At 73.2% G+C, this 23,470-nt stretch carries 19 protein-coding genes and 1 pseudogene; 12 read left to right on the top strand and 8 right to left on the bottom strand.

Annotation, left to right across the window (positions count from 1 at the left end; all coding sequences use genetic code 11):
* Positions 1-91: 91 nt before the first annotated feature.
* Complete coding sequence (locus ABWK59_RS18485; protein ID WP_354641696.1) at positions 92-1,396, bottom strand: M18 family aminopeptidase; 1,305 nt, start codon at positions 1,394-1,396, stop codon at positions 92-94.
* 239 nt (positions 1,397-1,635) lie between these two features.
* Positions 1,636-3,465: an acyl-CoA dehydrogenase gene (locus tag ABWK59_RS18480; protein WP_354641695.1), complete on the bottom strand. Its 1,830-nt coding sequence runs from the start codon at positions 3,463-3,465 to the stop codon at positions 1,636-1,638.
* Positions 3,466-3,680: 215 nt separating this feature from the next.
* Here ABWK59_RS18480 and ABWK59_RS18475 point away from each other — a divergent pair, with 215 nt between their 5' ends.
* Positions 3,681-4,190, top strand: coding sequence for an SseB family protein (locus ABWK59_RS18475; RefSeq protein WP_420492801.1), 510 nt, complete (start codon positions 3,681-3,683; stop codon positions 4,188-4,190).
* A gap of 173 nt (positions 4,191-4,363) precedes the next feature.
* Complete coding sequence (locus tag ABWK59_RS18470; protein ID WP_354641694.1) at positions 4,364-5,314, top strand: pirin family protein; 951 nt, start codon at positions 4,364-4,366, stop codon at positions 5,312-5,314.
* A 134-nt stretch (positions 5,315-5,448) separates the two neighbouring features.
* On the opposite strand, the gene ABWK59_RS18465 is transcribed toward ABWK59_RS18470, so the two are convergent.
* Positions 5,449-6,270: an integrase gene (locus tag ABWK59_RS18465; protein ID WP_354641693.1), complete on the bottom strand. Its 822-nt coding sequence runs from the start codon at positions 6,268-6,270 to the stop codon at positions 5,449-5,451.
* 317 nt (positions 6,271-6,587) lie between these two features.
* Here ABWK59_RS18465 and ABWK59_RS18460 point away from each other — a divergent pair, with 317 nt between their 5' ends.
* Positions 6,588-6,800 carry a DUF5302 domain-containing protein gene (locus ABWK59_RS18460; protein ID WP_354641692.1) on the top strand — a complete coding sequence of 71 codons (213 nt, stop codon included), beginning with the start codon at positions 6,588-6,590 and terminating at the stop codon, positions 6,798-6,800.
* A 154-nt stretch (positions 6,801-6,954) separates the two neighbouring features.
* Here ABWK59_RS18460 and ABWK59_RS18455 read toward each other — a convergent pair whose 3' ends face one another.
* From ABWK59_RS18455 to ABWK59_RS18440, 4 genes and pseudogenes are all read right to left on the bottom strand, one after another.
* Complete coding sequence (locus ABWK59_RS18455) at positions 6,955-8,244, bottom strand: amidase (protein ID WP_354641691.1); 1,290 nt, start codon at positions 8,242-8,244, stop codon at positions 6,955-6,957.
* 64 nt (positions 8,245-8,308) lie between these two features.
* Positions 8,309-8,542 (bottom strand): hypothetical protein, encoded by a 234-nt coding sequence (locus ABWK59_RS18450; RefSeq protein WP_354641690.1) that lies wholly within the window; start codon positions 8,540-8,542, stop codon positions 8,309-8,311.
* A 73-nt stretch (positions 8,543-8,615) separates the two neighbouring features.
* A pseudogene (locus tag ABWK59_RS18445) lies at positions 8,616-9,035 on the bottom strand (allantoicase); the annotation flags it as partial.
* Between the two features lie 60 nt (positions 9,036-9,095).
* Positions 9,096-9,776 carry an ATP-binding protein gene (locus ABWK59_RS18440; RefSeq protein WP_354641689.1) on the bottom strand — a complete coding sequence of 227 codons (681 nt, stop codon included), beginning with the start codon at positions 9,774-9,776 and terminating at the stop codon, positions 9,096-9,098.
* A gap of 229 nt (positions 9,777-10,005) precedes the next feature.
* Here ABWK59_RS18440 and ABWK59_RS18435 point away from each other — a divergent pair, with 229 nt between their 5' ends.
* The 9 genes from ABWK59_RS18435 (at position 10,006) to ABWK59_RS18395 (ending at position 21,489) form a co-directional block, all read left to right on the top strand.
* A complete protein-coding gene (locus ABWK59_RS18435; protein WP_354641688.1) occupies positions 10,006-10,797 on the top strand; it encodes a hypothetical protein in 792 nt (263 codons plus the stop codon).
* Between the two features lie 118 nt (positions 10,798-10,915).
* On the top strand, positions 10,916-11,671 hold the full coding sequence (locus ABWK59_RS18430) for a YcnI family protein (RefSeq protein WP_354641687.1): 756 nt from the start codon (positions 10,916-10,918) through the stop codon (positions 11,669-11,671).
* 73 nt (positions 11,672-11,744) lie between these two features.
* Complete coding sequence (locus ABWK59_RS18425) at positions 11,745-12,413, top strand: SCO family protein (RefSeq protein ID WP_354641686.1); 669 nt, start codon at positions 11,745-11,747, stop codon at positions 12,411-12,413.
* A complete protein-coding gene (locus ABWK59_RS18420; RefSeq protein ID WP_354641685.1) occupies positions 12,410-13,054 on the top strand; it encodes a copper chaperone PCu(A)C in 645 nt (214 codons plus the stop codon). The genes ABWK59_RS18425 and ABWK59_RS18420 overlap by 4 nt, the downstream gene beginning before the upstream one ends.
* A gap of 160 nt (positions 13,055-13,214) precedes the next feature.
* Positions 13,215-15,512: a FixH family protein gene (locus ABWK59_RS18415; protein ID WP_354641684.1), complete on the top strand. Its 2,298-nt coding sequence runs from the start codon at positions 13,215-13,217 to the stop codon at positions 15,510-15,512.
* A gap of 534 nt (positions 15,513-16,046) precedes the next feature.
* A complete protein-coding gene (efeB, locus tag ABWK59_RS18410) occupies positions 16,047-17,282 on the top strand; it encodes an iron uptake transporter deferrochelatase/peroxidase subunit (protein WP_354641683.1) in 1,236 nt (411 codons plus the stop codon).
* Between the two features lie 197 nt (positions 17,283-17,479).
* Complete coding sequence (gene pheA, locus ABWK59_RS18405; RefSeq protein WP_354641682.1) at positions 17,480-18,415, top strand: prephenate dehydratase; 936 nt, start codon at positions 17,480-17,482, stop codon at positions 18,413-18,415.
* A 969-nt stretch (positions 18,416-19,384) separates the two neighbouring features.
* On the top strand, positions 19,385-20,659 hold the full coding sequence (gene serS, locus ABWK59_RS18400; RefSeq protein ID WP_354641681.1) for a serine--tRNA ligase: 1,275 nt from the start codon (positions 19,385-19,387) through the stop codon (positions 20,657-20,659).
* On the top strand, positions 20,656-21,489 hold the full coding sequence (locus tag ABWK59_RS18395; RefSeq protein WP_354641680.1) for an HAD family hydrolase: 834 nt from the start codon (positions 20,656-20,658) through the stop codon (positions 21,487-21,489). Before serS ends, ABWK59_RS18395 begins: the two co-directional genes overlap by 4 nt.
* A gap of 124 nt (positions 21,490-21,613) precedes the next feature.
* Here the strand turns inward: ABWK59_RS18395 and ABWK59_RS18390 are convergent, their stop codons facing one another.
* The gene (locus tag ABWK59_RS18390; RefSeq protein WP_354641679.1) at positions 21,614-23,386 is read right to left on the bottom strand and encodes an LCP family protein; all 1,773 of its coding nucleotides are present in this window, start codon (positions 23,384-23,386) and stop codon (positions 21,614-21,616) included.
* Positions 23,387-23,470 lie beyond the last annotated feature (84 nt).

Raw genomic sequence — 23,470 nt, 5'->3', positions numbered from 1 at the left:
CGCTCGACCTGGGCCGCGCGGCTCCGGACGGGTGCCCTGTGCCCCGGCCCTCGCGCGGCCCGGTGTCCCGGGCCCGGGTCCGGGTTCGGGTTCAGCCCTCCAGGAAGGACTTGATCGCGGAGGCCAGCAGGTACGGGTCCTCCGCGCCGCACAGCTCGCGGGCGGAGTGCATGGACAGCGCCGCGATGCCGCAGTCGACGGTGGTGATGCCGAGCCGGGCGGCGGTGATCGGTCCGATGGTGGTGCCGCAGGGCATGGAGTTGTTGGAGACGAAGCTCTGCCACGGCACGCCGGCCTTCTCGCAGGCGGCGGCGAACACGGCGCGGCCGAGCGAGTCGGTGGCGTAGCGGTTGTTGACGTTGACCTTGAGGATCGGGCCTCCGTTGGGCATCGGGTGGTGGCCGGGCTCGTGCCGCTCGCTGTAGTTGGGGTGGACGGCGTGGCCCATGTCGGAGGAGAGGCAGACGGTGCCGGCGAGCGCCCGGGCGCGGTCCTCGGGGGTGCCGCCCCGCGCGTAGACCGTGCGCTCCAGGACGTTGCCGAGCAGCGGGCTCTGCGCGCCGGTGTCGGACTCGCTGCCGGTCTCCTCGTGGTCGAAGGCGGCCAGCACCGGGACGTACGGGAGCGGGCCGGTGGTGTTGGCGGCCACGGCGGCGAGGGCGGCGGTGGCGGCGTGGACGGAGAGCAGGTTGTCCAGTCGGGGGGCGGCGAGCAGTTCGCGGTCCCGGCCGAGGTAGGAGGGCGGCTGGACGTCATGGGTCATCAGGTCCCAGCCGGCGATGTCCTCGACGGTGACGCCGGCCTTGGCGGCGACGTACGCCATCAGCGAGCCCTCGTCCACGGCGCCGAGTCCCCAGATCGGCGTCAGGTGGCGCTGCTTGTCGAGCTTGAGCCCCTCGTTGACCTGGCGGTCGAGGTGGATGGCGAGCTGCGGGACCCGCAGCAGGGGCTCGTCGATCTGGACCAGCCGGGCGGTGCCGTCGCGGAGGGCGAGGCGGCCGGAGAGGCCGAGGTCGCGGTCGAGCCAGGTGTTGAGCGGGACGCCGCCGTAGATCTCCACGGCGACCTGGCGCCAGCCGGAGGAGCCGGTGTCGGGCACCGGCTTGACCCGCAGGTTGGGCGAGTCGGTGTGAGTGCCCACGATGCGGAACGGGGTCTCGGGGCCGGCCCCCTCGGGCACGTACCAGGCGATCAGCGCGCCGCCGCGGACGACGTACCGGCCGCCGGTGCCGGCCGACCACGCGTCGGTCTCGGCGACCTGCCGGAAGCCCGCCTTCTCCAAGCGCTCCGCGGCGCTGGCCACGGCGTGGTACGGCGACGGCGAGGCGCTGAGGAAGGCGATCAGGTCGTCGGTGTGCGTCCGGTCGAAGTAGGCCGTGCGGGCGGCGGTCGACATGTTGCTCCTGTGTTGAGGGAGGTCGGAGACCGGATGGGGGACCGGGTCCGCACCCGAGCATATGCCCGTACACGGACAGGACACCGGGAACCCGCGAACAGTGACAGAACGGTGAAGGGTGGTCGCTTTCCGGTCCCCCGCGGACGGGTCGTCACCTCGGTGAAACACCGCGGGGCCCGGTGTGGTACCGGGCCCCGCGGTGTTGAGGGTGTGTCAGGCGGTCGGTGTGCCTGGCGTCCTTAGAACGCCTCCTCCGCGAGCTCCATCAGCTCGTTGTCGACACCCTCGGCGATCAGGCGCTGCGGGGTGACGGTCGGGAGGATGTTGCGGGCGAAGAAGCGGGCCGCGGCGACCTTGCCCTGGTAGAAGGGGACGTCCTTCTCCGAGGCGCCGGCTTCCAGCTTGGCCAGCGCGACCGCGGCCTGGCGGAGCAGCAGCCAGCCGACGACGACGTCGCCGGAGGCCATCAGCAGGCGGGTGGTGTTCTGGCCGACCAGGTACATGTTCTTGACGTCCTGCTCGACGCCGGAGAGGTCGGCGAGCAGCTTGCCGACGATGCCCTCCAGGTCGCCGGCGGCCTTGCCGAGCAGCTCGCGCTCGGCGGCCAGGGCGTCGCCGCCCTCGGCGGCGGCCAGGAACTTCTTGATCTGCTCGGAGACGACGGTCAGCGCCTGGCCGCCGTCCTTGACGATCTTGCGGAAGAAGAAGTCCAGGCCCTGGATCGCGGTGGTGCCCTCGTAGAGGGTGTCGATCTTGGCGTCGCGGATGTACTGCTCGATCGGGTACTCCTGCAGGTAGCCGGAGCCACCGAAGGTCTGCAGGGACTGGGCGAGCTGCTCGTAGGACTTCTCGGAGCCGTAGCCCTTGACGATCGGCAGGAGCAGGTCGTTCAGGCGCTCCGCGGCCTCGTCGTGCTCGCCGCGCAGGCGGGCGGCCAGCATGTCGTCCTGGACGGAGGCGGTGTAGAGGACGAGGGCGCGCATGCCCTCGGCGTACGCCTTCTGCTGGAGCAGCGAGCGGCGGACGTCGGGGTGGTTGGTGATGGCGACGCGCGGGGCGGTCTTGTCCAGGAACTGGGAGATGTCGGCGCCCTGCACACGCTCCTTGGCGTACTCCAGCGCGTTCAGGTAGCCGGTGGAGAGGGTGGCGATGGCCTTCGTGCCGACCATCATGCGGGCGAACTCGATGATCTTGAACATCTGGCGGATGCCGTCGACCTTCTCGCCGAGCAGCCAGCCCTTGGCGGGGTGCTTGGCGCCGAAGGTCATCTCGCAGGTGTTCGAGGCCTTGAGGCCCATCTTGTGCTCGACGTTGGTGGCGTAGGCGCCGTTGCGCTCGCCGAGCTCGCCGGTCTCCCAGTCGAAGTCGTACTTCGGCACGATGTAGAGGCCGAGGCCCTTGGTGCCGGGGGCGCCGCCCTCGGGGCGGGCCAGCACCAGGTGGATGATGTTGTCGGACATGTCGTGCTCACCGGAGGTGATGAAGCGCTTCACACCCTCGATGTGCCAGGAGCCGTCCTCCTGCTTGATGGCCTTGGTGCGGCCGGCGCCCACGTCCGAGCCGGCGTCGGGCTCGGTCAGCACCATCGTGGCGCCCCAGAGGCCGTCGATCATGCGCTGGGCGACCTTGTGCTGCTCCTCGGTGCCCTCGTCGTAGACGACGCCGGCGAACGCCGGGCCGGAGGAGTACATCCAGATCGCGGGGTTGGAGCCGAGGATCTGCTCCGCGTAGGCCCAGACCAGGGAGGACGGGGTGACCTGGCCGCCGATGCCCTCCGGGATGCCCAGGCGCCACCACTCGGCGTCCATGTAGGCCTGGTAGGACTTCTTGAAGGTCGCGGGGACCGGAGCGGTGTTGGTCTCCGGGTCGAAGACCGGCGGGTTGCGGTCGGTGTCGGCGAAGGAGGCGGCCAGGTCGTTCTCGGCCAGGCGAGCGATCTCGCTGAGGATGTTCTTCGCGGTCTCGACGTCCATGTCGGCGAACGGACCGGTGCCGTACACCTGGTCGCGCCCGAACACCTCGAAGAGGTTGAACTCCACGTCCCGCAGGTTGGACTTGTAGTGACCCATGACCGTTATCTCCGGTTCGTCTGCTTCCGCGGGTCCGCCACTTGGAGCGTCCCACTTACCCACCAGTAGCCACCATGATGCTACCGGTTGGTAACTTGTTCAAGCCCCCGCGAACGAATGGGCTATGAACGTGGTCACGTCCCACAACGCGACAAGTCCCGCGTTGTCCGGATCACCGTCCCACAGCGCCCCTCCGGCCCGATAGCCTTGTGCTCGTGTACGGCTACGAGCAGACCGCCTACCAGGGTGACCCCTACCAGCAGGGGATGCACCAGGGCATGCACCCGGGAATGTCCGGCATGCCCGGGGCCGGCCCGTACGCCGACCAGCAGCAGGCGCCCCAGCAGTCGCTCTATCCCGAGCCCTCGCCGCCCTCGCTGGCCGACGCCGTCCGCGCCTTCACCACCGGCTCGATGCCGGTCGAGGACTTCCAGGCCATCTTCATCACCTCCAAGGTGTACTGCCCGCGCGGCGAGCGCCCCGGCTTCCTGGCCCTGCACAACACGCCGACGCCGGTGATCCCGATGTTCAGCTCACTCAAGGAGCTCAAGCGGTACGCGGGCAAGGAGTCCAAGCACTTCAGCGTCTCCGGCGCCGAGGTGCTGGACCTGCTGCCCACCGGCTACGGCTTCGCGCTGGACATGGAGGGCGAGCACCGGATGGTGTTCGACGCCAAGGCCGTCGAGCAGATGGTCGACTTCACCATGCGCCGGATGTACGGCTGACCCGACCGGCCCGGGGGCGCCACGGGCGCCCATCCCCGCCCGAGCGCCCCACCTGCACATTCCGCTCCGTGCCGCACCTCTGCTCACCCGCATAGTTCAATTTTCAACCTTGCGTTTGGTTGAGTGTTGAACTATTCTTGCGGATGCAGGCCACAGACCCCGAGGAGGCCGACATGCCAGCCGTGACCGTCGAGAACCCGCTGACCCTTCCGCGCGTCGCGACGCCGGACAGCACCGTCGCGGTGCCCCGTCCGGTGCTCGCGGTGGTCACCGCGCCCGAGGGCTTCGAGGGCGAGGGCTTCCCCGTCCGCCGCGCCTTCGCGAAGATCAACACCAAGTACCTCGACCCGTTCATCATGATGGACCAGATGGGCGAGGTGGAGTACGCCGCCGGGGAGCCCAAGGGCACCCCGTGGCACCCGCACCGCGGCTTCGAGACGGTGACGTACCTGATCGACGGCGAGTTCATCCACAAGGACTCGCACGGCGGCGGCGGCCACCTCGGTGGCGGCGACACCCAGTGGATGACCGCCGGCTCGGGCATCCTGCACATCGAGACCCCGCCCGAGTCGCTGGTCGCCTCCGGCGGCCTGTTCCACGGCATCCAGCTGTGGGTCAACCTGCCCGCCAGCGACAAGTTCGCCACCCCGCGCTACCAGGACATCCACGGCGGGCACGTGAAGCTGCTCTCCACCCCGGACGGCGGCGCGATCCTGCGGCTGATCGCCGGCGAGCTGGACGGCCACCAGGGCCCCGGCGCGACCCACACGCCGATCACCCTGATGCACGCCACCATCACCCCGGGCGCCGAGATCACCATCCCGTGGCGACCCGACTTCAACGCCCTGGTGTACGTGCTCAACGGCGACGGCCGGATCGGCGCCGAGGGGCGGCCGGTCCATACCGGCCAGGCCGCGGTGTTCGGCGAGGGTGACACGCTCACGATCGCGGCGGACGCCAAGCAGGAGTCCCGCCACCCCAACCTGGACGTGATCGTCCTGGGCGGGCAGCCGATCCGGGAGCCGGTGGCCTGGTACGGGCCGTTCGTGATGAACAGCCACCGCGAGCTGCAGCAGGCGATGGAGGACTTCCAGTCCGGGCGGTTCGGTCACCCGATCGACTGACCGGACCCAGGTCCGGGGCGCGCGGGCGGAGCGGGAGCACGGCACGGAGCCGGCTCCCGCTCCGCCCGCGCGCCCGTTTCCCGGCTCCGCGGCCATCCTGGACGGCTTGACGGGCTTCCCGGTCCGCCGCCGCCTCAGATCCGGGCGTAGAGCGCCGAGGCGTCGTCGTGCGCCTTGCCGCGCGGCCAGCGCTCGCAGGCCACGTCGGAGCGCTCGACCTCGCGGACCCGGGCGATCAGCTCGCCCGGGCCGTCCTCGGCCATCAGCCGCAGGGCGTCCGCCCAGCTGCCGAGCCGGAAACGCTCGGTGAACCGGGCGGCGCCGTCGGTGAGCGCGGCCAGCGCCCGCAGCTCGGCCAGCGGGACGAACCCGGTCTCGGCGTGGTGGGCCGCCTTCGGCATGGCCGCGGCGATCCACGGACCGCTGCCGGAGTTGCGGGCCGCCCGTACCGCCCGGGCGTACCGCAGGTGCAGGGCGGCCCGCTCGGCCGAACCGGGCACCGTGGTCCAGATCTGCCGGCGCAGCTCCTCGCCGCCCGGGAAGCGCTGGTTGTCGCCGATCACCCGGGGCGGGCCGTCCTTGGGCTGCAGGACGAGCAGCGAGTCGCCGAGCACCAGGTACTCCAGGCTGGCGCCGTGCACCCGGGCGGCGACCACCATGGCGGCCGGGGTGTTGGGGTGGGCGAGGTCGCAGCGGCCGCCGTGCAGGGCGGCGGTCTCGACGATGGCGTCGGCCAGGCACTCGGTGATGGCGCGGTCGGCCCGGTCGGTCAGCCGTGCCAGCAGGTGGACGCCCAGCCGCCGGACGTACCAGGCGATGCCGTGGCGGCAGCCGGAGTCCAGGGTGGCGGGCGAGGTCGATCCGTCCAGCAGTACGAGGGCCTCCGGGGAGGCCGCGGCGAAGTCCTCGTTCGTCCGGTCCGTCCGCCGCGGTTGCGCGGCAAGCTCAACCTGCATGCCGACAGTCTGCGGTCGGTGGGCGGGCCGGGGACAGGGGTCGGACCGTGATCCCTCGAAGGGGTGGAGCGGTGGCAGGACCGGAAACCCGGACATATCGTCAGATGGCCGACTGTCCTGCTCGCGGAGGGAGCCTCCCCATGGTCTGGCAGTTCTTCGTTCTGATGTTCGCCTCGCTCGGGTTCCCGACCCTGGCGCTCTTCTGGATGATCGGTGGACCGAACTACCGCGACGAGCAGAACTGAGCCGACTCGGAACCCTGTGGCGTGGGAAGGTGTGCAGTGCAGTGCACCAGCGTCCGTCCACGGAGGTCCCGTATGAGCAGCGAAACTGCCGAACCAGCCGAGCAGCCCGAGGAGACGGCGGCTCCGGCCGACGACGTCAAGTCGAAGTTCCTGGCCGCGCTGCAGGCCAAGCAGGGCGGCAAGGGCGGTGCCGGGTCCGGCGGACCGGCCGGCGACTCCAAGATCCACGGCGCCCATGCGGCGGCCGGCGGCAAGCGGACCTTCCGCCGCAAGAGCGGCGGCTGACCCGCACGGGCGGCGGCTGACCGCGGCCACCGGGCCGAAACGCACGTCCCGCGGGGGCGGATCCCACCGGGTCCGCCCCCGTCGCCGTTCGGCACCGACCCCGGCCCGCCCGCTGCCGATCCTGCCGACGCGTCGGCGGGCGGCTGCTACGCGGCTACGCGGCCAGGCGCTGCTCGATCAGAGCGGCGAAGCCCAGCAGGTCCTCGTCCGCGCCGGCGGATCCCACCAGCTGCAGGCCGATCGGCAGCCCGTCCAGCCGTCCGGCGGGGAGGGAGACGGCGGGCAGGCCGGCGTAGCTCCAGGGCTTGGACATCACGGCGTCACCGGTGGAGTCCAGGCCGCGCGGGGCCGGGCCGGGGGCGGCGGGGGTGATCCAGAGGTCGACGCCCGCCTCGGCGGTGGCCTCGGCGAGGCGGCGCTGGAAGCCCGCCCGGGCCTGCAGGGCCGCGGTGTGGTCGGCACGGTCGATCTCGTGCCCGCGCCGGATGGCCGCCGCGGTCTCGGGCCGGTAGAGCGTGGCAAAGCGGGCGAACAGGTCGGCGTGCACCTGGGCCAGCTCGTACCGGTCGATGACCTGGAGGTGGCGGTGCAGGTCGTCGAGGTCGGGCAGCAGGTCGACGTGGCGGACCGTCAGCCCGAGGGTGGCGAGCCGTCGCAGGAACTCCTCGCGGGCGTCCGGGCGGGTCCGTTCCAGGTACGGGCCGACCGGGACGCCGACCACCGGGTCGCGGCCGGGCGGCGGGCGGTGCTCCCAGCCGTCGCAGAGCACGCCGGCGGCGAGGGCGGCGCCGGCCGTGTCGGCGGTGAACAGGCCGACCGTGTCCAGGCTGGGCGAGTGGGCGATGACCCCGGCGGTGGGGATCCGGCCGTAGCCGGGGCGGAAGCCGACCACACCGCAGTACGCGGCCGGTCGGACGATCGAGCCCATCGTCTGGGTGCCGACGGCGAGCGGCAGCAGGCCCGCGGCGACGGCGGCGGCGGACCCGCTGCTGGAGCCGCCGGGGGTGTGCGCCAGGTCGTGCGGGTTCCTGGTCGGCCCGGGGGCGGAGCCGGCGAACTCGGCGGTGGCGGTCTTGCCGGCGACCAGCGCCCCGGCGGCGCGCAGCCGGGTGACCAGCGGGGCCTCCGGTCCGGCCAGCACGCCGGGCGGGAGGGAGGAGCCCGCGTGGGTGGGCAGTCCGTCGACGTGGATGACGTCCTTGATCCCGACCGGGACGCCGTACAGCACCGGGAGGCCGTCGGGCGGGCCGTGCCGGTGGCGGGCGGCCAGGGCCCGGGCCTCGGCGGTGAGCCGCTCGTAGCGGCCGTGCTCGGGGACGAAGGCGCGGATCACGGGGTCGATCCGGTCGATCCGGGTGCAGAGCAGGTCGGCGTGGGCCTCCGGCTCCAGGTGGCCGGTGCGCAGGTCGGCCGCCTCGCGCAGCAGCGGGATCATCGGCTCCATGGCAGCAAGCTAGCCGCTGACGGGCGGGGGCGGGGGCGCGGGCGCCGGCCCGGCGGGCGTCCGGTCACTCGGGGTGCTCGCCGGGCAGGTAGGGGCTCTCGCGCAGGAAGAGCGCGCCGCAGGTGTGGCAGTTGTGGTCGGGGTCGGTCGTCCACAGGCTGGCGTCCTGGCGGGCGCCGGTGCCGTCCAGCTCGCGGCCGCACATCGCGACCGTGTCCTCGTCGCGGACGATGTGCCAGGTGACCACCCCGGCGGAGGCTCCGGCCGGACCGTACTCCGCACGCATCTGATGCCTCATGGCCACCATGCTCCGTCCGGGGGACGGTTCGGGCAATTCGCGCGGACCGGGCGGGCCGGCGGCCGCGGGCCGGTCAGGCGTGGGGCTCGACCAGGCTGCCGTGCAGGCGGAGGCGGGCGATGCCGCCGTCCGGGAGGACGTCGAGGCGGACGTGGGTCGCCGGGCGGGGCGCGGACAGCGGCAGGCGGTAGAGGGTGTCCGGCTGGAGGCGGGTGGGCGGCAGGAGCTCGAACCACTCGCCGCTCCCGCCGTCGCGGCCGCGCAGCGCGGCCCAGCCGGCGGCGTTGCCGACGTAGTGGGCGGTGTCGATCTCCACGGCGCGGATCTCGCCTCGGCCGGCCAGCCGGAGCCGGACCCAGTCGTGCCCGTCGTCCCGGCGGCGCCGGGTCTCCCAGCCGTCGCCCATCACCCGGGACCGCCCGGGGAGGATGAGGTTGACGGGCGGGGAGAAGAAGCGGTCGGAGGCGTCCTCGACGGTGCCGCCGTTCTCCAGTGGCCGCGGTTGTCAGGGAAGGGGCGGCGCCGCGGAGGTACACGGTGAGCCGGTGTGGCGTCAGGAGGCCCGGAGCAGTGCGTCGTCCTGCCACTTGAGGATCTTGTCGAAGCTGACGATCGCGCCGCGCAGCGGGTGGTTGCGGAGCTGCACGTGGTCGGTCAGGGCGTGGATCAGGAAGAGGCCGCGGCCGCTCTCGGCGGCGGGGTCCGGCAGGGCGTCCAGGTCCGGGGTGCGGGTGGGCAGCGGACGGCCGACCGGCAGGACGTGGGTGTCGTACGGGGCCGGGCGGTCGGTGGTGCGGGAGCGGCGGACGGTCAGCAGCCGGCCCGAGAGGCTGGCCCGGCCGCGCCGGGTGCGGCAGCGGGCGACGGCCGGCCGGGGCGGGGACGTCGCGGACGAGGGGCGCGGCAGCGGCGGGGCGGTGCCGGGTGCGGGGACCGGGTCGGCCGCCGGGGCGGGTGCGGGGGCGGCGATCGGCGGGAGGCCGGGGCCGGAGTCCACCACCTCGATCCGCAGCCGGTCGCCGTCGAGCGAGGCGGTGACCTGGAAGCCGTCGTCCGGCCGGCCGGAGACGGCGTGCTCGACGGCGTTGGCACAGGCCTCGGTGATGGCGACCCCGAGGTCGTAGGCCACCTGGGGGTCGACGCCGGCGGTCTCCATGGCGCTGAGCAGGATACGGCGGGCCAGCGGCACACTGGCCGGGTCGCGCTTGAGGTGCAGAGTCCACCAGATGTCCACGGGAGGTCCCTCCTGGCTGCGGCTCCACATACAACTAGGTATCTCCGAGGCTTCCGGGGGTGAACCGTCCGTTCGGGGCGCTACCGCCCGTTCGGCGGATGGACTGGTGCGGAAGTGTGTGCCGCGCGGCGCACGGGACGGCGCGCACGCCGGGGCCGAACGGGGCATTCTGATGTATTTCCCACCCGGCCGGATCCGGTTCGGGGGCCGGTGAGATGATGGCTCGGCCATGACCGACCACCACGCCGCCCCGCGCCGAGGCACCACCGTGCCCGCGGCCCGACCGGCGGCCGCCGGATGGGACCTGCGCCTGCTGCGCGCGGTGCCGTTCGCGCTGGTGTGCACCCTGATCGCCGCGGCCGGGCACGCCCTGGTCGGCGGCGGGGACGTGGCACCGTCCGCCCTGCTGCTCGGATTCACCGTGGTGTGCGCCGCGGCGGTCCTGCTCGGTGGGCGCGAGCGCTCGATGGCCGCGATCGCCGGGCTGCTCGGGCTGGGCCAGCTCGGCCTGCACGGCCTGTTCCACGGCACGGCCGCAGCCGCCGCCCACCACGCTCCCGGCCTGGCCGAGACGGCCGGGCGGCTGCTCTGCGACGACCGGACGGGCAACGGGCTCACCCCCGTCCCGGCGGGCACGACCGCCGAGCAGGTGGTCAGCGCCGCCGGCCTGGACCCGCAGGCGTACGTCGCCGCTCCGGCCTCGGCGACCCTGTTCGGCCTGACTCCGGCCATGCTGGCCGGGCACCTGGCGGCGGCCGTGCTGGCCGGCTGGTGGCTGCGGCGCGGCGAGGCCGCGCTGTGGCGGGTGGTCCGGCTGACCGCCGACACCGCGCGGTCCTGGGCCGAGCCGCTGCGGACGGCGCTGGCGCTGGCCCTGGTCCTGCTGCTCGGCCCGCTGGCCGCGTGCCGGCCGGGCGCACAGGGGCGGGACCGGGCGGGCGACCGGCGACTTCCGGCGGCCGCCGCGCTGCGGCACAGCCTGGTACGGCGGGGTCCCCCGGTGGCGGCGTTCGCGCGCTGACCCGGCCCTCCGGGCTCGGGCGCGCCTCCGCACGGCCGTACCCGGAAGTGGTGCGGCCGCACAGCCACCCGTCTGCCCGGGCGCCGAGCCGTGCCCGCCGTACACCGGAGATCCACTGATGCGTTCCCTCCACACCCGCCGCTTCACCACCGCCGCCGCCCTCGCCGCCGCGACCGTGCTGGCCGCCGCCGTCCCCGCCTTCGCCCACGTGACCGTGCAGCCGGGCAACGCCCCGCAGGGCGGCTACACCGCGGTGGCGTTCCGGGTGCCGAACGAGAACGAGTCCGCCTCCACCGTGAAGCTGGAGGTCAGCCTGCCGATGGACCACCCGCTGGCCTCGGTCCGTACCCAGCCGATGCCGGGCTGGACGGCCACCCTGGAGAAGTCCAAGCTCGACAAGCCGCTGAAGTCGCACGGCCAGGACATCAACGAGGCCGTCTCCAAGATCACCTGGACCGCCGACGCCGGCACCAAGATCGGCCCGGGCCAGTTCCAGGAGTTCCGGGTCTCGCTCGGCGCGCTGCCGACCGACACCGACAAGCTCGTCTTCAAGGCCCTGCAGAGCTACGACAACGGCGACGTCGTCCGCTGGATCGAGGAGTCCAAGGAGGGCCAGCCCGAGCCCGCCAAGCCCGCCCCGGTGCTGGCGCTCACCAAGGCCGCCGACGCCCCCGCCGCCGGTGTCTCCGCCTCCCCGGCCGCCGGCGGCCACCACGGCGGCGACTCCGCCGGCGCCACCACCGAGCAGGCGAGCGCCAAGAGCAGCGACGCCACCGCCCGCACCCTCGGTGTGGTCGGCATCGTGGTCGGCGTGATCGGCGCCGGCCTCGGTGTCGCCGGCCTGCGCCGCAAGAACGGTTCCCCCTCCGCCTGACCCGCCGCCGGCGGAGCCGCGCCCTGACCCCGGCGCGGCCCCGCCGGCCAGCCCCCGCACGATCGGACCCCTCATGCCTCGCACGCACGCCCGCCTGCTCCCGCTCGCCGCCCTCGCCCTCTCCGGCGCCCTCGCCCTCACCGCCTGCTCCTCCGGCGGCTCCGCCGGCGACACCGGTACCGCGAAGGTCACCAGGGCGAGCAGCAAGTCGCCCTACAAGGGCACCGTCCTCAGCAAGCACTTCGACAAGCCGGACCTGGTCCTCACCGACACCGCCGGCCAGCCGTACGACCTGCGCAAGCAGACCGCCGGCCGCCCCACCCTGATCTTCTTCGGCTACACCAGCTGCCCCGACGTGTGCCCGACGACCATGGGCGACATCGGCGTGGCGATGTCCAAGCTCTCCCCCGAGGACCGTAAGAAGATCGACGTGGTCTTCGTCTCCACCGATCCCGCGCGCGACAACCCCAAGGTGCTGCGCACCTGGCTGGACTCCATGGGCAAGGACTTCATCGGCCTCACCGGCGACCTCACCCTGGTCAAGGCCGCCGCCAAGCCGCTCGGTGTGATGGTCGAGGACCCGGTCGTCAACCAGGACGGCTCGGTCACCTCCACCCACGGCGCCCAGGTGCTCGCCTTCCTGCCCTCCGACGACAAGGCGCACCTGCTGTACCTGAGCAACAGCTCCGTCGACGTCTACACCCAGGACCTGGCGCTGATGGCCAAGGGGGTGCCGGCGTGACCTTCCGACGCAGGGCGCTGATCGGCGCGGCGGTCGCGGCGGTGCTCAGCGCCGGGACGATAGTCGCCGGCTGCTCCTCGGACTCCGGGAACCCGGCCGGCGGGCAGGACGCGGACAGCGCGCGGGCGGCGTCCGTGAGTGCACCGGCGGGTGGGGCGATGGCGGGCGGGGGCTCGGTCGCGGGTGACGGCTCGGCGGCCGGTGGCGGCTCTTCTGCGGGCGGCGGCTCGGCGGCGGGTGGCGGCTCGGCGGCCGGTGGCGGCTTCTCGGTGGGGCAGCTGAGTGTCAGTGACCCGTACGTTCCGCTGCCCGCGACTCCGGGCGGCATGGGGGCCGGGTACCTGACCGTCCGCAACGACGGGGGCGAGGCCGACGAGCTGGTGAAGGTCACCAGTCCGGCCGCCGACTCGATCACCCTGCACAGCTCGTCCGAGAGCACCATGAAGGAGCTGACCGGCCTTCCGGTGCCCCCGCACGGCACGCTGCAGCTGGCCCGGGGCGGCAACCACATGATGATCATGGGGTGGCGGCAGCCGCCCGCGCTCGGCGACGAGCTGGAACTGACCCTCACCTTCGCCAAGAGCGGCACCGTCGTGGTCAAGATGCCGGTGAAGCCGCTCACCTGGCGTCCGGGGAGCTGACGACAGAGTGGGCACACGGGACGACGGCGGGACGACGAGGAGGGCAGCGGGCGTGCGGAGGACGGATGCGGGCCGGCCCGGGTACGGGGCGGCGTACGGCGAGTCGGCGCGAATGGCCCGGCGGGTGGGCGCGGCTCGGCGGGTGGGTTCGGCCCGGAGCGTGAGTTCGACCCGGCAGGTGGGCGCGGCTCGGCAGGTGGCCACGGTGCTGGCGCTGCTGGGGGCGGCGCTGACGCTGCTGCTGGGCGGAGCCGCAGGTACGGCGGCGGCGCACGCGACGCTGGTCGCCACGGACCCGGCCGCCAACTCGGTGGTACCGACCGCCCCGGCCACGGTCACCCTGAGCTTCAGCGAGGGCGTCTCGCTCTCCTCGGACTCGGTGCGGGTACTCGACCCGGCCGGACAGCCCGTGGACGCGGGCGACCCCGGTCATGCCGACGGCAAGGCGGAGACCGCCCGGGTCTCGCTCAAGCCCGGTCTGGCCAACGGCACGTACACGGTGGCCTGGCGCGCCGTCTCCGAGGACTCGCACCCCATCGGCGGTGCCTTCGTCTTCTCCATCGGCGCCCCCTCCGACACCTCGGTCTCGGCGGCCGCGATCCAGAACGCGGAGCCGGACCGGCTGGTCGCCTTCGCCTACGGCGCCGGCCGGACGGCCGCGTACGCCGCGTTCGCACTGCTGGCCGGCACGGCCGCGTTCGTCCTGATCTGCTGGCCGCGCGGCGCGTCCGTGCGGCAGGTGCAGCGGCTGCTGATGACCGGCTGGATCACGCTGCTGGTGGCCACCGTCGCGGTGCTGCTGCTGCGCGGACCGTACGAGCGGGGCAGCGGCATCTCCCAGGCCCTGGACCTGTCGCTGGTGCGCAGCACGCTCGACGAGCGGATCGGGACCGCCCTGGCCGCCCGGCTGCTGCTGCTCGCGGCGAGCGGGGTGTTCCTGTCGCTGCTGGTCGGTCAGCTCGGACAGCCGGACCGGTCCGGGGCGGCGCTGCCGCCTGCGGAGGACGCCGATGACGTCGTGGCTGCGGCGGACGCCCAGGCCGCCGGGGACGGGCCGGACGATGAGGGTTCCGGTCATGGTGAGGCACGGGGTGACGCGCGGGGTGACGCGCGGGCGATCAAAGGTGTCGGCTCGGCGGATGCGACCGATGCAGCCGATGCAGCCGATGCGGCGGACGATGCCGAGGAGGCGGAGCTGCAGCTGCTGGAGCAGCGGGCCGCCGAACGGCCGCAGCGGGACGCGCGCCTCGCGCTCGGGCTGGCCGGGCTGGTGCTGGCGGTCGCACTGACCGCCACCTGGGTCGGTGCCGACCACGCCTCGGTGGGCATCCAGGTGTGGCTCGCCCTGCCGATGTCGGCCGCCCACCTGCTGGCGATGGCCCTCTGGCTCGGCGGTCTGGCCACCCTGGTGGTCGGGCTGCGGCACGGGCTGGAGGCGTCGGCGGTCGAGCTCTTCTCGAAGCTGGCGTTCGGCGTGGTGGCCGTCCTGGTGGCCACCGGCCTGTACCAGTCCTGGCGCGGGCTGGGTTCGTGGAGCGCGCTGGTCGACACCGAGTACGGGCGGCTGCTGCTGCTCAAGACCGGGCTGGTCGTGGCGATGGTGGGCGTGGCCTGGATCTCGCGCTCCTGGGTGGCGCGGCTCCGGACCGAGCCGGCGGCGGGACGTGCGGGCGCAGGCGCGGGTGTGGCGTCCGGCGCGATCGACGGCGCTTCCGTGGCAGCGTCGGCTCGGACGGCGGGCGCAGGCGCGGGTGCGGGTGCGGGTGCGGGTGCGGGTGCGGGTGCGGGTGCGGGTGCGGGTGCGAGTAGGAGTGGGAGTACGGCGAGCGGCGCCGACGGCTCGGACGGGGTGAAGGACCCGGTTCGGGAGGCGCAGCTGGCGCGCCAGCGGGCGGCTCTGGCTGCCGCGGGCGAGCGTCGCGAGAAGGACGGCACGCCCGCGCGGGCGGGGCTGCGGCGCACGGTGCTGACGGAGACCGTGGTCGCGGTGGCGGTGCTGGTGGTGACGACGATGCTCACCAACTCTCCGCCCGGGCGGGTCGCCGGCGCCATCGCGGCCACACCGGGACAGACGCAGGCTCCGGCAGCCGGGGCCACCGCCGTTCCCGGGAAGACGGTCGAGGTGCGACTCCCGTACGACACCGGCGGGCGGACCCCGAACGCGAAAGGGACGGCCACGGTGGCCGTGAACCCGGCGGCGCCGGGGCCGAACACCGTGCAGCTCCGGCTGGACGACTCGTCCGGCAAGCCCGTTGAGGTGCCGGAGCTGGAGCTGGCGTTCACGCTGCCGGACCGCGACCTCGGTCCGCTGCCGGTGACGCTGAAGGCGGAGGGACCGGGCCGGTGGTCGGGTACCGCGCAGCTGCCCCTGGCGGGCAACTGGGTGGTCTCGGTGATGGTGCGTTCCTCGGACATCGACCAGGTGACGGTCGTTCAGCCGTTGAAGATCGGCGGCTGAAACGGGACGGGCGCGGTGTTCGCGGATCGGTGGACGTCAACGGGTGCGTGGACGTCCACCGGTCGGTGAACGGTCGCGAGTGGGCCACCATCCACGATGCGGTGGCCATCCGCAGGACCGCGACCATCCACGCATCAGTGACCATTCACGGTTCGGTGAATGGTTGGGAATGCGTGAACGCTCGCGGGTCGGTGAACGCTCGTGCATCGGTGAATGGTGGCGGTCCGGTGAACGGCCCGGCGCGGGCGACCGCTCACGGGTCCGTGGACGCTGACGGCAACGTGAATGGTCGCGGCCCGGTGAACGCTTGCGATTCGGCACACGGTCGCCGATCGGTGAACGCTCACGCCGCGGCGAACGTCCGCGTTCCGGTGAACGTCCGCGGTCCGGTGAACGCCCCGGCGACGGGTCAACGTCCGCAGTCCAGTGAACGGCCCGGCGACGGGTGAACGTCCGCGGTCCGGTGAACGGCGCCGCCTCCCGCGAACGCTCGCGGCCAGATGCAGATCAGCAGGGAAGTAGAGGGTGACCGGGATGACGGAGTTCTCGCGGCGGGCGGTGCTCGGCGGGATCGGAGCCGGGCTGGCCGTCGGGGCGGTCGGCGGTGGTGTGGCCGGCGCCCGGGTGGGCGCGGCCGACGCGGAGGCCGGCACGGCTGCCACCGGCGCCGCCGGCGGCACTCCGTCGCTCGGCTCCGCAGCGGTGCCGTTCCACGGGGAGCGGCAGGCCGGCATCCTGCAGCCCGCCCAGGCCCGGGTGCAGCTCGCCGTCTTCGACCTGGTCCCGGAGGCCGGCCGGGACGGGCTGCGGCGGCTGATGCAGGCGTGGTCCGCGACCGCCGCCCGGCTGGCCGCGGGTGAGCCGGCTGCCGAGTTCGACAACCAGGTGGCGCTGGACGCCGGCCCCTGTTCGCTGACCGTCACCTTCGGGTTCGGCGCGTCGCTGTTCGACAAGACCGGGCTGGCCGCCCGCCGGCCCGAGGCGCTGTCCCCGCTGCCGGACTTCCCCGGCGACGCCCTGGACCGGGCGCGCAGTGACGGCGACCTGTGGGTGCAGATCGGCGCCGACGACGCGCTGGTGGTCTTCCACGCCCTGCGGACCCTGCAGCGCCAGGCGTCCGGGACGGCCGTGCTGCGCTGGCAGGCCACCGGTTTCGGGCGGACCCCGGGCGCGACCGAGCGGCCGATGACCGGCCGCAACCTGATGGGCCAGGTCGACGGCACCAACAACCCGAAGCCCTCCTCGCCCGACTTCGCCCGGACGGTGTTCGCGGACGGCCCCGACTGGATGACCGGAGGCTCGTACGCGGTGTACCGGCGGATCCGGATGCTGCTGGACAACTGGGACAACCTGCCGACGGACCGTCAGGAGCGGGTGATCGGGCGGCGGAAGTCGGACGGCGCCCCACTCTCCGGCGGTACCGAGACCACCCCGGTGGACCTCGCCAAGGTGAATCCGGACGGCACCCTGGCCGTCGCCGCCGACGCCCACGTCCGGGTCGCCGCGCCGTCCGGCAACGGCGGTGCGGCGATGCTGCGCCGCGGCTTCTCGTACCAGGACGGCCTGCTGCCGGACGGTTCGCCGGACGCCGGGCTGCTGTTCATCGCCTTCCAGGCGGACCCGGCCCGCGGGTTCGTCCCCGTACAGCGTCGGCTGGCGCGCGGGGACAGCCTGTCGCGGTTCCTGCGCCACGAGGCGAGCGGCCTGTACGCGGTGCCACCCGGCGCACCGGAGGGCGGGTACGTGGGCCAGCCCCTGCTCGAAAGCTGAGCCCGGCCATCCCAGCCCACCCCACCCCAGCCCACCCCGCCCACCGTCACACCCAGCCCCGCGCCCCGCGCCCCGCAGCACGTACGGGCGGACGGTGGGGGTCCGCAGAGCGGACCTTGACCGTGCGGGGCCGTCCGAGTGGCTAAGGTGGCAAATCGAGTACTGCTCTGCACCAGGTTCCCCGTACGGAGGCGGCCATGTCGGCGACCCGCTACACCTATCTCGGGCCCGCGGGCACCTTCACCGAGGCGGCGCTGCGCACCCTGCCGGAGGCGGGGACCCGCGAGCTGGTGCCGTTGTCCTCCGTCCCGGCGGTGCTGGACGCGGTCCGGGCGGGGCAGGCCGCAGGCGCCTTCGTCGCGGTGGAGAACTCGGTGGAGGGCGCGGTGACCGCCACCAGCGACGAGCTGGTCAACGGCACGCCGCTGATGATCTACCGCGAGGTGCTGCTGCCGATCTCCTTCGCGCTGCTGGTCCGGCCCGGCACCTCGATGGCGGACATCAAGACCGTCACCAGCCACCCGGTCGCGCAGGCGCAGGTGCGCCGTTGGCTGGCCGCGAACCTGCCGGACGCGCAGTGGGAGTCGGCGGCGTCCAACGCGGACGGCGCGCGGCTGGTCCAGGAGGGCCGGTACGACGCCGCGGTGGCCGGGGTCTTCGCGGCGCCGCTGTACAAGCTGGACGTGCTGGCCGACGAGATCCACGACGCCGAGAGCCCGACCACCCGCTTCATCCTGGTGGGCCGCCCGGGCCGGGTCTCCTCGGCGACCGGGTTCGACAAGACCTCGATGGTGGTCTGGCTGCCGGACGACCACCCGGGTGCGCTGCTGGAGCTGCTGCAGGAGTTCGCGGTGCGCGGGATCAACCTGATGCGCATCGAGTCCCGGCCCACCGGCGAAGGCATGGGCAACTACTGCTTCCTGATCGACTGCGAGGGCCACCTCAGCGAGCGCCGGGTGAGCGAGGCGCTGATGGGGCTGCGGCGGATCTGCCCGCAGGTGCGGTTCCTGGGCTCCTATCCGCGCGCGGACCACGGCGCCCCGGCCCCGCTCCGCCCGGGCACCTCGGAGCAGGACTTCGCCGACGCCGCCGACTGGCTCTCCCGCTGCCTGGACGGCCGCGGGGAACTCTGAGCCTCGGGGGCCCCTCACCACCGGAACCCCCGAACCACCGGAACCCCGGCCCGAAGGCCGAGAACCACAAACCGGCGGGCCCACCGGAACTCCCCGACCACCCTTCCGGCATTCGCCCGCCATTCGCCCGGAGACCGACCCAGGACTGACCCGCGACCGGCGGCCAGCAACCCGCGACTCGCAACCGGTAACCGCGACCGGCGACCGGCGCCCCGAGAAGGTCCGGCAGCCGCTTCCGGTACCCACGTTCCGCCCCCGAGCCGCCCCCGATCCGGTTGGACCGTGTGCGTTCTCCGGGGACTCGCGCGGAGTTCACCCAGGCGCCGGAACGCGTCCCGACGGTGCCGGACGGCGGGGTGGCGCGGTCCACAGCCGCTGTGGTGCGGTCATCCACAGCCCGCCGTCCCCATCCACAGGCGCCCGGAGCGCTGAGTTATCCACAGGTATCCACAGGCTGGGGACGAGTCGACAAACCGGTATAGCTACTGACGAGTCCGATCAGATCATCAGCTAGGGCCACAGGGCTGACTAATCGCACCAGAGTCACCCTTGAGCCGGTAAATCACCTGTCCGAGCGAGCGAATTCGTTCACTCGGGAAGGCTTATCGAGGTTTGAAACCTCAATTCCCTTGCGCGTCAGCCATCGCTCGCGGGTTTCGCGCCGATCCACAGGCTCACTCCCGCGCCTGTGGAAAACACCCCCGCCGGACGGTTCTCCACAGCGGTTATCCACAGGTTCGGAGCGGTTATCCCCAGGCCCTGTCCACCGCCCCGGCCCCGACCCCGCGGCGGGCCCGGCACAGGATGGCAGAATTCCGGCCGGACCGCGACAAACCTCCTCACTCGGAATGCAACCGGCGAATCGGTTGATCAACCCCGATTTCCGACGGGCCGTCAGCCGGACGACATCCGCCACCGAACGCGATAACCCGTCCGGGACCGGGCCCCCGCCCCGGTAGGCTGGGCCCCGTGATTGACCTTCGCCTGCTCCGTGAGGACCCAGACCGAGTGCGCGCCTCGCAGCGCGCCCGTGGTGAGGACGTCGACCTGGTCGACGCCCTCCTCTCCGCCGACGAGCGTCGCCGGTCCTCGGGCAGTCGCTTCGACGAACTGCGCAACGAGCAGAAGGTGCTCGGCAAGCAGGTGCCCAAGGCCCAGGGCGACGAGAAGGCCGCGCTGCTGGAGCGCACCAAGGAGCTCGCCGCCGCGGTCAAGGCCGCCGACGCCGAGCAGACCGAGGCCAAGGAGGAGGCGGAGCGCCTGCTCCGCTCGCTCGCCAACCTCATCGACCCGGCCGCCCCGGTCGGTGGCGAGGAGGACTTCGTCACGCTCGAGGAGGTCGGCACCCCGCGCGACTTCGCCGCGGAGGGCTTCGAGCCCCGCGACCACGTCGAGCTGGGCCAGGTCCTCGGCGCGATCGACACCGAGCGTGGCGCCAAGGTCGCCGGCGCCCGTTCGTACTACCTGACCGGTCCCGGCGCGCTGCTGGAGCTCGCCCTGGTCAACATGGCGATGGCGCAGGCCACCGCCGCCGGCTTCACCCCGATGATCACCCCGGCCCTGGTCCGCCCGGCGGCCATGGACGGCACCGGCTTCCTCGGCCAGGCCGCGGAGAACGTGTACTTCCTCGAAGGGGACGACCGCTACCTGGTCGGCACCAGCGAGGTCCCGCTCGCGGCGTACCACATGGACGAGATCCTGGACGCCGAGAAGCTGCCGCTGCGGTACGCCGGGTACTCCTCCTGCTTCCGCCGTGAGGCGGGCACCTACGGCAAGGACACCCGCGGCATCATCCGGGTCCACCAGTTCGAGAAGGTGGAGATGTTCGTCTTCACCACCCCGGAGGACGCCGAGGCCGAGCACCGCCGCCTGCTCCAGTGGGAGAAGGACTTCCTGAACGCGCTGGAGCTGCCGTACCGGGTGATCGACGTCGCCTCGGGTGACCTCGGTGCCTCCGCGGCCCGGAAGTTCGACATCGAGGCGTGGATCCCGACCCAGGGCAAGTACCGCGAGGTCACCTCGACCTCGAACACCACCGAGTACCAGTCGCGCCGTCTGTCCATCCGGATGCGCGAGGAGGGCAAGGTGCGTCCGCTGGCGACGCTGAACGGCACCCTGGTCGCCGTTCCCCGGGTGATCGTCGCGCTGCTGGAGAACCACCAGCAGGCCGACGGCTCGGTGGTCGTCCCGGAGGCGCTCCGGCCGTTCCTCGGCGGGCGCACCGTGCTGGAACCCGTCAAGTGACCGATCCCGCTCCGGAGGGTGGCGGCCTGCCGTACCGGCTGGTCGCCACCGATCTCGACGGCACCCTGCTGACCTCCACCGAGACGGTGTCCGAGCGCACCCGGGCCGCGCTGGCGGCGGTGGAGGCGCTCGGTGCCCGGCACATCGTGGTGACCGGCCGCTCGGCCGGCTGGACGCGGCCGGTGCTGGACCAGATCGGCTACACCGGGATAGCGGTGTGCGGTCAGGGCGCCCAGGTGTACGACGCCGGCGCGCACCGGCTGCTCACCTCGGTGACCCTCGACCGGCAGCTGGCCGCGCTCGCCCTGGGCAAGATCGAGGCCGAGGTCGGGACGGTCGCCGTGGCGGCGAGCCAGGACGGCCTGGACGGCGAGGTGCTGGCGGGCCCCGGCTACCGGTTGATCAGCGATCTGCCGGTGGTGTGGACGGACCGTCAGGACCTGCTGGCGAAGCCGATCAGCAAGCTGTACCTGCAGCACCCGGAGCTGTCGGACGAGGCCCTGGTGGCCGCCGCCCGGCAGGTGGCCGGGGGGCTGGTGGACGTGGTGCTGGCCGGTCCCGACATCGTGGAGCTGCTGCCGCTCGGCCTCACCAAGGCCACCGGCCTGGCGATCGCCGCCCGGCGGCTGGGCGTGCGGGGCGCGGAGACCATCGCGTTCGGGGACATGCCGAACGACGTGCCGATGCTCCGCTGGGCGGGGTACGGCGTGGCGATGGCGGGGGCGCACGAGGAACTCCGCGCGGTGGCCGACGAGGTGACGGCGGGCCATGACGAGGACGGCGTGGCCGTCGTACTGGAGCGGGTCTTCGGGCTGACCGCCGGGGCGTAGCGCCGGCGGGCGGGTCACCAGGGGCGCGTGAGGGATTCCCCCACGCGCCCTCGGCGTTCCGGCAGCCGATCCGACCAGCCGACGAGCCGACCAGCGACCAGCCGGCGGAGCGCCCGGCCAGCCGTCAGCCGTAGGAGACGTTGGAGCAGGGGTCGTCGTCCGCGGAGCGGGCTTCCTTGGCGACGGAGGACGGGAGCGCCTTCGGGGCGGCCGCGGCGGTGCCGGTCGCGCTGTCGCCGCTGGTGCTGGCGTAGTCCTTGCCGAGGACGAGGTTCACGCCGGCCTTGGAGACCTGCTCGACGGTGGAGCCCGGGAAGAGCGAGGCGACGGCCTGGGCGTTGGCCTTCTCCCCCGGTCCGTACTGGACGACGGTGGTGGCGTGGTTCTGCTGGGCGGCGTTGGTCTTGGCGGTGACGGTGAACTGGGCGGCGGCGAGGACGTCCGCGGCCTTGCTGCTGAGTCCGCTGGTGGTGGTGCCGTTGTAGACGCCGACCTTGATGCCGACGCCCTTGACCGGGGTGGCGGCGGGCTTCTCGGTGGCGGCGCTGGGGGCGGGGGCGGCGGCCGTGGTGGCACCGGCGTCGGGGGTGGCCTCGCCGCTGGCGTCCTGGCCGTCGAGGGTGCGGTCGGCCTTGAGGGCGCCCCAGAGCTGGTCCACGTCGGGGTGGACCAGGGCGACCCGCTCCTTCTCGTACCGCCAGGGCGGGGTGAGGAACTTGATGTCGTGCAGGTCGATGTTCTTGAGGGACATCGCGAAGGTGATGAGCTTGCTGGCCGAGTCGAGGCCCTTGTCGACGGTGAGCGCCTTGGTGGCGGCGTTGGCCACCGGGAGGAGGGTCGTGGGGTTCATGCCGGCGCCCTTGACCTCCTTGATGAGGGAGCTCATGAAGGCCTGCTGGCGGCGCATGCGGCCGATGTCGGAGCCGTCGCCGATGCCGTGGCGGAGGCGGACGTAGTCGAGGGCGGCCTGGCCCTGGACCTTCTGCTGGCCCTTGGGGTACAGCTGCTTGCCCTTGCGGCCGAGGTTGGGGTTGAGGTCACCCTCGTAGATGGCGTTGGGGAGGCAGACGTTGACGCCGTTGACGGCCTCGGTCATCGAGGCGAAGCCCTCGAAGTTGACCACCATGGTGTGGTCGACCCGGATGCCGGTGAGCTTCTCGACGGTGTTCTGGGTGCAGGCCGGGTTGCCCTCCTCGGTGTTGCCGGTGGAGAAGGCGCTGTTGAACATGACGCCGCTCTGCTGCTTGGTCCACTTGCCGTTGGGCAGCTTGCAGGGCGGGATGTCGACCAGGGCGTCGCGGGGGAAGGAGACGCCGACGGCGTGCCGGTGGTCGGCGTAGACGTGCAGCAGGATGGTGGTGTCGGAGCGGGCGCCGCCGTCCTCGCCGCCGCCGAGGTCCTTGTTGTTGCCGGCGCGGGAGTCGGAGCCGATCAGCAGCAGGTTGACGGGGGTGCGGCCCTCCGCGTCGGGGGCGGTGGCGTCGGGGCGGTCCTTGCTGACGCCGCCGTCGTCGAAGACCTTGATGTTGCCGTTGAGTTGCCAGTAGACGACGCCGCCGGCGGCGACCACCAGGCCGAGGGCGGAGACGGCCACCAGGGCGACGATCTTCTTGCGGCTGCGCGGTTTGCGCCGGCCGGCCCGGGCGGCGGCTCTGCCTCCGGTGGGTGCGGGGGGCTGGCCGCCGCGGCGTCCGCCACCGCTGCCCTGCTGGGAGCGGCGGGCCTCGGCGCGGCCGCCGCTGCGCGACCCGTCGCCGGGCTCGTCGGTGCTGCGGCGGGGCCGCGGGACCTCCTCGTGCTGCGGTGCGGCACCGGGGCCGCCACCGCCCCGGCGCGGAGCATCGTCACGCCACCAGCCAGCGTCCTGGTCGGACGCCCCCGCCCTCTGGCCTGCCATGAGTCAACCCTTCGCCGGTGGCAGCTACACGAAGCTCGATGGCGCACCCTGTGCAGCACCGACGCGCAAAGCTTCTGCGGAGCA

Origin of the sequence: Kitasatospora sp. HUAS MG31, from assembly GCF_040571325.1 — a bacterium.
GTDB classification, from domain to species: Bacteria; Actinomycetota; Actinomycetes; order Streptomycetales; family Streptomycetaceae; genus Kitasatospora; species Kitasatospora camelliae.
This window is presented reverse-complemented; position numbering and strand designations above follow the sequence as displayed.

Bases quoted from the DNA above. Each gene is read 5' to 3' on its own strand.
- pheA (WP_354641682.1), top strand. From the start codon at position 17,480: ATGTCGGCGACCCGCTACACCTATCTCGGGCCCGCGGGCACCTTCACC.
- ABWK59_RS18460 (WP_354641692.1), top strand. From the start codon at position 6,588: ATGAGCAGCGAAACTGCCGAACCAGCCGAGCAGCCCGAGGAGACGGCG.
- ABWK59_RS18435 (WP_354641688.1), top strand. From the start codon at position 10,006: ATGACCGACCACCACGCCGCCCCGCGCCGAGGCACCACCGTGCCCGCG.
- ABWK59_RS18455 (WP_354641691.1), bottom strand. From the start codon at position 8,244: ATGGAGCCGATGATCCCGCTGCTGCGCGAGGCGGCCGACCTGCGCACC.
- ABWK59_RS18425 (WP_354641686.1), top strand. From the start codon at position 11,745: ATGCCTCGCACGCACGCCCGCCTGCTCCCGCTCGCCGCCCTCGCCCTC.
- ABWK59_RS18390 (WP_354641679.1), bottom strand. From the start codon at position 23,386: ATGGCAGGCCAGAGGGCGGGGGCGTCCGACCAGGACGCTGGCTGGTGG.
- ABWK59_RS18450 (WP_354641690.1), bottom strand. From the start codon at position 8,542: ATGAGGCATCAGATGCGTGCGGAGTACGGTCCGGCCGGAGCCTCCGCC.
- ABWK59_RS18470 (WP_354641694.1), top strand. From the start codon at position 4,364: ATGCCAGCCGTGACCGTCGAGAACCCGCTGACCCTTCCGCGCGTCGCG.
- efeB (WP_354641683.1), top strand. From the start codon at position 16,047: ATGACGGAGTTCTCGCGGCGGGCGGTGCTCGGCGGGATCGGAGCCGGG.
- ABWK59_RS18465 (WP_354641693.1), bottom strand. From the start codon at position 6,270: ATGCAGGTTGAGCTTGCCGCGCAACCGCGGCGGACGGACCGGACGAAC.
- ABWK59_RS18485 (WP_354641696.1), bottom strand. From the start codon at position 1,396: ATGTCGACCGCCGCCCGCACGGCCTACTTCGACCGGACGCACACCGAC.
- ABWK59_RS18480 (WP_354641695.1), bottom strand. From the start codon at position 3,465: ATGGGTCACTACAAGTCCAACCTGCGGGACGTGGAGTTCAACCTCTTC.
- ABWK59_RS18430 (WP_354641687.1), top strand. From the start codon at position 10,916: ATGCGTTCCCTCCACACCCGCCGCTTCACCACCGCCGCCGCCCTCGCC.